Source organism: Falsiroseomonas sp. RANM36 (assembly GCF_056682175.1).
This window is the reverse complement of record NZ_JBWXTD010000004.1, coordinates 45665-52937: the sequence shown is the minus strand read 5'-3', so window position 1 is coordinate 52937 and position 7273 is coordinate 45665. Positions and strand designations below refer to the sequence as shown.

The window sequence follows — 7273 nt, the reverse complement described above, 5'->3', positions numbered from 1 at the left end:
CTCGGGGGTCGCCCTGGTCGGCGTGGGGGGGGGGGCGGGGGGGGGGGCGGGGGGGGCGGGGCCCCGCGGCCGCGGCCTGTCGGTGCTGCTGCTCGACGAGAATGCCGGGCCGGGCGGCCAGGTGCATCGCGCCATCGAGGCGCGTGAAGGCAAGCGCGCCATCGAGGCGCGTGAAGGCAAGCGCGGCATCGAGCGCCGCGCGGCGAAGGACGATCAGGACGAGGACGGCGCGAAGCTCGCCGCCGCGCTGCGTGCCGGCGGCGTGCAGGCGCGCTTCGGCGCGACGCTCTGGGCCGTCGAGCCCGGCGGCAAGGTGTTCTGGAGCGAGGCGGGCGCGGCGCGCCGCGCCGTCGCCGGGCGCATCCTGCTCTGCACCGGCGCCACGGAGCGGCCGCTGCCGATCCCCGGCTGGACGCTGCCGGGGGTGATGACGGTGGGTGCGGCGCAGATCGCGCTCAAGACCGCCGGCCTGGTGCCGGAAGGGCGCGTCTGGATCGCCGGGCAGGGTCCGCTGCTCTGGCTCTATGCGAAGCAGGCGGTCGAGGCGGGCGGCCGGCTTGCCGGCATCGTGGATCTCTCGCACGGCATCCCGCCCGCGGCGCTCCGCCATCTTCCGCGCGCGCTGATGGCGCCGGGCTACCTGCTGAAGGGCCTCGCCTGGCAGCGGGCCGTGAAGCGCGCCGGCGTGCGCGTGATCCAGGCCGAGGAGATCCGCGCGGAGGGCGAGGGCCGGCTGGCGCGCATCGTCGTCGATGGCGTGGAGCACGAGGCGGACCTTCTGCTGCTGCATGACGGCGTGGTGCCCAACACCCAGGTCACGCGCGCCATTCCGGGCTGCGCGCATGACTGGGACGCCGTGCAGGCGTGCTGGAAGCCGCGCCTGGACGCGTGGGGCAACACCACCGCCGAGGGCGTGATGGTCGCGGGCGATGGCGGCGGCATCGGCGGTGCGCGCGCTTCCGCGCATGCCGGCCGGCTTGCCGCGCTGGAGGCGGCGCGGGCGCTCGGCCGGATGACCGCCGACCAGCGCAATGCCGAAGCCGGCACGGAGCGCCTTGCGCTCAATCGTCAGCTTGCGGCGCGGCCCTTCCTGGATGCGCTCTTCCCGCCGCGTCCCGCCTCCGCGATCCCCGACGAGACGATCCTCTGCCGCTGCGAGGAGGTCACCGCGGGCAAGGTGCGGGAAGCGGTGACGCTCGGCTGCCTCGGTTCCAACCAGACCAAGGCCTTCACCCGCACCGGCATGGGGCCGTGCCAGGGGCGCGTCTGCGGCCCGGCGGTGCATGCGGTGATCGCCGCCGCGCGCGGCGTGGACCCGGCGCAGGTGGACCCCTTCCGCACGCGCTTCCCGACCAAGCCGCTCACGCTGGGCGAGCTCGCCGCCTTGGCAGAATGAACCGCGCGGTCGTCATCGGCGGCGGGCTGCACGGCCTTTCCACCGCGCTGCATCTCGCGCGCATGCCCGGCTGGCAGGTGACGGTGCTGGAGCGGCGCCATGTCGGCCGACACTCCTCCGGCGTGAATGCCGGCGGCGTGCGCCGTCTCGGCCGCGACCTGCGGGAGATCGCGCTCTCCGTGGTGGCGTGGGAGATGTGGTCGGACATCGCCGCGCTGGTCGGCGACGATTGCGGCTTCCAGCCTGGCGGCCAGGTGAAGGTGGCGGAGAGCGCGGCCGAGCTCGGGAAGCTGGAAGCCCGCGCGGCGCAGGTGCGCGCGCTCGGCTGGACGCATGAGGAAGTGGTGGACCAGGCGGAGGTTCGCCGCCTGCTGCCGGCCATCGCGCCGCATGTGGTGGGTGCGCTCGTCGCGCGCGGCGACGGCAGCGCGGACCCGATGCGCACCGTCATGGCCTTCCGCCGTGCGGCGCAGGAGGCCGGCGCCACCATCATCGAGGGCAGCGGCGTGACGGCCATCGAGCGCAGCGGCGCCGGCACGCTGCGGGTGATGACGGAGCAGGGCGCCTATGAGGCCGAGCGCGTCGCCAACTGCGCCGGCGCCTGGGCCACGCGCATCGCCCGCATGGCCGGCGAGGAGATCCCCTGCGGCGTCAAGGCCAGCATGATGATCGTGACGGAGCGCCTGCCGCATTTCTGCATACCTACGGTCGGCCCGACCGGCCGCGCGCTGTCCTTCAAGCAGACGGCGGCCGGCACGGTGGTGATCGGCGGCGGGCACCAGGGGCTGAACGACCCGGAGCACGAGACCTCCACGGTGCTGTTCGGCAACCTGGCTCATGCCGCGCGCATCGCGGCCGAGCTTTTCCCCTGCGTGAAGGGCGCGCGCATCATGCGGACATGGACGGGCACGGAGGCGCGCACGCCGGACGAGATCCCGGTGATCGGCGAAAGCCGCAGCATGCCGGGGCTGTTCCACTCCTTCGGCTATTCCGGCCACGGCTTCCAGCTTGCCCCCGCCGCCGGCGCCGCGGTGGCGGAGCTGATGGCGCGCGGCGGCACCAACCTCCCTGTCGCGCCCTTCGACCAGCGGCGCTTCGACGCATGACGCCGGCGCTGACGATCCGCGGGCTGCGCACCGAATTCCGCATCGAGGGGCGGTGGCACGCGGCGGTGCGGGACCTCTCCCTCGACCTCATGCGCGACGAGACGCTGGCGCTTGTGGGCGAGAGCGGCTGCGGCAAGTCCGTGACCGCGCTCTCCATCATGGGGCTGGTGCAGCCGCCCTACGGCCGGGTCGCGCGCGGGCGCATCGTGCTCGACGAGCGCGACCTCACCGGCCTGCCGGAATCGGAGATGGAGCGCATCCGCGGCAACCGGATGGCGATGATCTTCCAGGAGCCGATGACCAGCCTCAATCCGGTCATGACGGTCGGCGACCAGGTGTCGGAGACGCTGCGCATCCATCGCGGGATGGATCGCAAGGCCGCGCTGGACCGCGCGCTGGACCTGTTCGAGGAGGTGAAGATTCCCTCCGCCCGGCAGCGGCTCGGCGAGTATCCGCACCAGTTCTCCGGCGGCATGCGCCAGCGGGTGATGATCGCCATCGCGCTGGCCTGCAACCCGATCGTGCTGCTGGCCGACGAACCGACCACCGCGCTGGACGTCACCATCCAGGCGCAGGTGCTGGGGCTGCTGGCCGATCTGCGCGCGAAGCACGGCACGGCGGTGCTGTTCATCACTCACAACCTGGGCGTCGTCGCGCAGATCGCGGATCGCGTCGCCGTGATGTATGCGGGCGAGGTGGTGGAGCAGGGGCCAGTCGGCGCGATCTTCGCGAACCCGCAGCATCCCTATACCCGTGCGCTGTTCTCCGCGATCCCCCGCCTCGATGTGCCGGAACAGGCGCTCTCGGCCATCCCCGGCCGCGTGCCGCCGCTGGATGCGATGCCGCCGGGCTGCCGCTTCGCGCCGCGCTGTCCGCTGAAGCGCGCCGGCTGCGAGGCCGAGCAGACGCTGGCCGAGGTCGCGCCCGGCCACGCCGCGCGCTGCCATGTCGCGACAGGCGTGCTGGCCCATGCTTGATCCGATCGGCCGCGTGGCGATGGTCAGCGGGGCTGCGCGCGGCATCGGGCGCGAGGTGCTGCGCCGCCTGCACGGTTCGGGCTGGCTGGTCAGCGCCGGCCTGCGCGATCCCCGCAAATTGCCCGAGGCGCCGGACATGCTGGCGCATCGCTACGAGGCGGAGGAGGAAGGCAGCGCGGAGGCGTGGGTCGCCGCGACCGTCGCGCGCTTCGGCCGGGTGGACGCGGTGGTCAATGCCGCCGGCATCAACCCGATGGCGCGCATGCTGGATACGGACGAGAGCGCGCATGACGCGATGTGGCGCGTCAATGTGAAGGGGCCGATGCGCGTGATCCGCGCCGCCTGGCCGCATCTGGTCGCGGGCGGGGAGGGCAGGGTGGTCAACATCGCCTCGCTCTCCGGCAAGCGCGTGGCGAACGAGAACACCGGCTATGCGATGAGCAAGTTCGCCCTGGTGGCGCTGACGCAGGAGGTGCGCCGCCAGGGCTTCGATCACGGCATCCGCGCCACCGCGCTCTGCCCCGGCTTCGTCGCCACCGACATGACGGCGCAGGCGAAATGGCCGCGCGAGCAGATGAGCCGCGCGGAAGACATCGCGGTGCTGATCGAGACGGTGCTGCGCCTGCCCAACACGGCGACCATCGGCGAGCTGCGCGTGAACTGCCGGTTCGAGGCGTTGATGTGATGCTGGCCCGGCTGCTGGACCAGGACAGGCCATCCCTGTCCTTCGTCGTGGACGAGGAGGCGGTCTCCGCGAAGCAGGGCGACACGCTGCTGACCGCGATGCTCGCAGCCGGGCTCGGCCATGTGCGCCGCAGCGAGTTCGCCGACGGCGAGCGGGCCGGCTTCTGCTGGATGGGCGCCTGCCAGGATTGCTGGGTCTTCGTCGAAGGCCGCGGCACATTGCGCGCCTGCACCACCCTGGTCGAGGCGGGCATGCGGGTGCTGCGGCGATGAGGGTCGCGGTCGTCGGCGCCGGCCCGGCCGGCGTGCGGGCGGTGGAGCAGCTTGTCCGCGCCGGCCTCGCGCCGGTGTGGCTGGAGGAATCGCCCGATGGCGGGGGGCGCATCTACCAGCGCCCGCCGCCGGGATTCCGCCGCGGCCATCGCGCGGTCTATGGCGCCGATGCCGGGCGAGCCCGCGCGCTGCACGCCACGCTGGAATCGCTGAAGCCGCGCGCCGAATGGCGGCCTGACACCCTGGTCTGGAACATCCGCGCGCCGGAGCGGCGGCTGGACATCCAGGGCCCCGGCGGCCGATCCGAGACGCTGGCCTATGACGCGCTGATCCTCTGCACCGGCGCGATGGACCGCATCCTGCCGATTCCCGGCTGGACGCTGCCGGGCGTGACGACGCTCGGCGGCGCGCAGATCGCGCTCAAGGCGCAGGGCGTCGCGATCGGCGCGCGGCCGGTCTTCGTCGGCACCGGGCCGCTGCTGGTGCTGGCCGCGCTGCAATACGCCAAGGCCGGCGCGCCGCCCGCGCTGGTGCTGGACACCACGGCCTTCGCCACGAAGGCGATGGCGGCGGCCGGCCTGCTGTGGAACCTGCCCACATTCCTGCGCGGCCTGCGCTACACCGCCGCGCTGCGCCTGCGCGGCGTGCCGATGGCGGAGGATGCGACGCCCATCGCCATCGAGGGCGAGGGCAAGGCCACCGCGCTGCGCTGGCGCGATTCCGGCTGGCGCGAGCAGGTCACGCCCTGCGACGCCGTCGCGATGGGCTGGGGCCTGAAGCCGGAGGCGCAGCTTGCCGATCTGGCCGGCGTGCCGTTCCGCTTCGATGCCACCGGCCACACCTGGATCCCGGAGAAGGACGCCGCCGGCCGGACGCCCGTCCCGGGCATCTATCTCGCCGGCGACGGCGCCGGCATCGGCGGCGCGGAGGTCGCGGAACTCGCCGGCGCACGCACAGCACTCGCGCTGCTCGAGGATCACGGGCGTCCCGCCGACCTGGCGCTGCGCGCGCATCTCGACGGCCGCCTGCGCACCGAGGCGCGCTTCCGCGCCGCGCTGGAGCGCGCCTTTCCCTATCCCGCGAACCTCGCTCGCCGGATGGACGATTCCACGCTGCTCTGCCGCTGCGAGGCGATCACCGCCGGCGATCTGCGCAGCGCCGCGCGCGACGGCGGCTCGGAGGTGAACCGCGCCAAGGCGCTCAGCCGGATCGGCATGGGCCGCTGCCAGGGCCGCGTCTGCGGCCCGCCCGCGGCGGAAGTCCTGTCGGAGGCGCTGGGCGTGTCGCTCGAGCGCGTCGGCCGCCTGCGCGGCCCGCCGCCGGTGAAACCCATCCCGCTGCCGGGGGCTGCGTGATGCGCCGGGCCGATGTGCTGATCGTCGGCGGCGGCGGCGCGGGCTGTTCCGCGGCGCTGTTCCTCGCCCGCCGCGGCGTCCGCGTGATCGTGCTGGAACGCGGCCTGGTCGGCAGCCAGGCGACCGGCGTGAACTACGGCGGCGTGCGCCAGCAGGGCCGGCATCCGGCCGGCATCCCGCTCGCCGTCAAGTCGCGCGCGATCTGGTCGCGCCTGCCCGAGCTGATCGGCACCGATGCCGAGTTCGATCCCTGCGGCCATCTCAAGCTCGCGCGCAGCGAGGCGGACGAGGCGGAACTCGTCCGCTGGAACCGGATCGCGGCGGAATACGGCCTGGTCACGCGCATGATCGGACGCAACGCGATCCGCGACGAGCATCCCTATTTCGGCGAGGGCGTCGTCGCCGGCAGCCTGCTCGCGGAGGACGGCTCCGCCAATCCGCGCCTGCTTTCTCCCGCGCTCGCGCGTGCCGCGCGCGAGGCCGGCGCGGAGATCCGCGAGCACCACGCCGTGACCGCCGCCGCGCATGACGGCACGGATTTCATCGTGGAGGCCGCCGGCACGACCTTCGCCGCACCCTGGCTGCTGAACTGCGCCGGCTACTGGGGCGGCACGCTCGCCGCGACGTTCAACGAGCCCGTGCCGATCGCGCCGCTGCATCCGAACATGCTGGTGACGGCGCCGCTGCCCTATTTCCTGCGGCACAGCCTCGGCGTCGTCGGCGGCGGGCTCTATCTGCGCCAGATCGCGCGCGGCAACGTGATCTTCGGTGGCGGCCGCGGCAGCGGCGAGCAGGACGCCACCCGCACCCGCCCCTCCGCGGATGCCTCGCTCGGCAGCATGGAGGCCGCGGTCGCGCTCATCCCGCGCCTGGCCGGGGCGATGGTGATCCGCAGCTGGAGCGGCACGGACGGCACCTTCGCCGACGGCTTTCCCGTGCTTGGCCCCTCGCGGACGACGCCCAGGCTGGTTCACGCCTTCGGCTTCTGCGGCGAGGGGTTCCAGCTCGCCCCGGGCGTCGGGCAGGCGCTGTCGGAGCTGGTGATGGACGGCCGCACCGACGTTCCGCTCGAAGCCTTCGACATCGGCCGTTTCGCGTTGCAGGATGCATCCGGGACGGCTCCGCGAGCCTGAGAACAGAGGAAGGGAGACAAGAGGATGAAGACGCTTCGCGCTGCGCTGCTGGGCACGGCCCTTGCCGTGGCCGGCGCCGCGACCGCCCAGGCGCAATCCGGCCCGACGCTCCGCGTCGGCATGGCGGCGCAGGATGTCGGCCGGCTGGACCCGCATTTCGCCGTCTCCACCATCGACCGCGTGATCGTCGCCTGGATGTTCAACGGCCTGGTGCGCTTCAAGCCCGGCTCGATCGACCCGGCGGAGATCGAGCCAGACCTCGCGGAGCGTTGGGAAAGCAGCCCGGATGGCCGCACCTGGACCTTCCATCTGCGCCGCGGCGTGCAGTTCCACGGCGGCTTCGGCGCGC

Annotated in this window: 8 protein-coding genes; all 8 read left to right on the top strand. The window is 73.5% G+C overall.

Annotated features, from left to right (window positions below; translation table 11 throughout):
• The coding region (locus AC1MIR_RS14005) for an FAD/NAD(P)-dependent oxidoreductase (RefSeq protein ID WP_480028811.1) at positions 1–1396 on the top strand (1396 nt) is incomplete at its 5' end.
• Complete coding sequence (locus tag AC1MIR_RS14000) at positions 1393–2502, top strand: NAD(P)/FAD-dependent oxidoreductase (protein WP_480028810.1); 1110 nt, start codon at positions 1393–1395, stop codon at positions 2500–2502. The genes AC1MIR_RS14005 and AC1MIR_RS14000, both read left to right, overlap by 4 nt.
• Positions 2499–3479, top strand: a complete 981-nt coding sequence (locus AC1MIR_RS13995) for an ABC transporter ATP-binding protein (RefSeq protein ID WP_480028809.1) — start codon at positions 2499–2501, stop codon at positions 3477–3479. Before AC1MIR_RS14000 ends, AC1MIR_RS13995 begins: the two co-directional genes overlap by 4 nt.
• Entirely contained in the window at positions 3472–4164 is a 693-nt protein-coding gene (locus tag AC1MIR_RS13990) for an SDR family NAD(P)-dependent oxidoreductase (protein WP_480028808.1), read from the top strand. Before AC1MIR_RS13995 ends, AC1MIR_RS13990 begins: the two co-directional genes overlap by 8 nt.
• Positions 4164–4436: a (2Fe-2S)-binding protein gene (locus AC1MIR_RS13985; RefSeq protein WP_480028807.1), complete on the top strand. Its 273-nt coding sequence runs from the start codon at positions 4164–4166 to the stop codon at positions 4434–4436. Before AC1MIR_RS13990 ends, AC1MIR_RS13985 begins: the two co-directional genes overlap by 1 nt.
• Complete coding sequence (locus tag AC1MIR_RS13980; RefSeq protein WP_480028806.1) at positions 4433–5791, top strand: FAD/NAD(P)-dependent oxidoreductase; 1359 nt, start codon at positions 4433–4435, stop codon at positions 5789–5791. The genes AC1MIR_RS13985 and AC1MIR_RS13980 overlap by 4 nt, the downstream gene beginning before the upstream one ends.
• The gene (locus AC1MIR_RS13975; RefSeq protein WP_480028805.1) at positions 5791–6924 is read left to right on the top strand and encodes an NAD(P)/FAD-dependent oxidoreductase; all 1134 of its coding nucleotides are present in this window, start codon (positions 5791–5793) and stop codon (positions 6922–6924) included. The genes AC1MIR_RS13980 and AC1MIR_RS13975 overlap by 1 nt, the downstream gene beginning before the upstream one ends.
• A gap of 24 nt (positions 6925–6948) precedes the next feature.
• Positions 6949–7273: ABC transporter substrate-binding protein (locus AC1MIR_RS13970; RefSeq protein ID WP_480028804.1), on the top strand; the 325-nt coding region annotated here is incomplete at its 3' end.

What these genes read in the sequence shown, in the direction of transcription:
- AC1MIR_RS13990 (WP_480028808.1), top strand. Translation starts at nt 3,472, where the DNA reads ATGCTTGATCCGATCGGCCGCGTGGCGATGGTCAGCGGGGCTGCGCGC.
- AC1MIR_RS13985 (WP_480028807.1), top strand. Translation starts at nt 4,164, where the DNA reads ATGCTGGCCCGGCTGCTGGACCAGGACAGGCCATCCCTGTCCTTCGTC.
- AC1MIR_RS13995 (WP_480028809.1), top strand. Translation starts at nt 2,499, where the DNA reads ATGACGCCGGCGCTGACGATCCGCGGGCTGCGCACCGAATTCCGCATC.
- AC1MIR_RS13975 (WP_480028805.1), top strand. Translation starts at nt 5,791, where the DNA reads ATGCGCCGGGCCGATGTGCTGATCGTCGGCGGCGGCGGCGCGGGCTGT.
- AC1MIR_RS14000 (WP_480028810.1), top strand. Translation starts at nt 1,393, where the DNA reads ATGAACCGCGCGGTCGTCATCGGCGGCGGGCTGCACGGCCTTTCCACC.
- AC1MIR_RS13980 (WP_480028806.1), top strand. Translation starts at nt 4,433, where the DNA reads ATGAGGGTCGCGGTCGTCGGCGCCGGCCCGGCCGGCGTGCGGGCGGTG.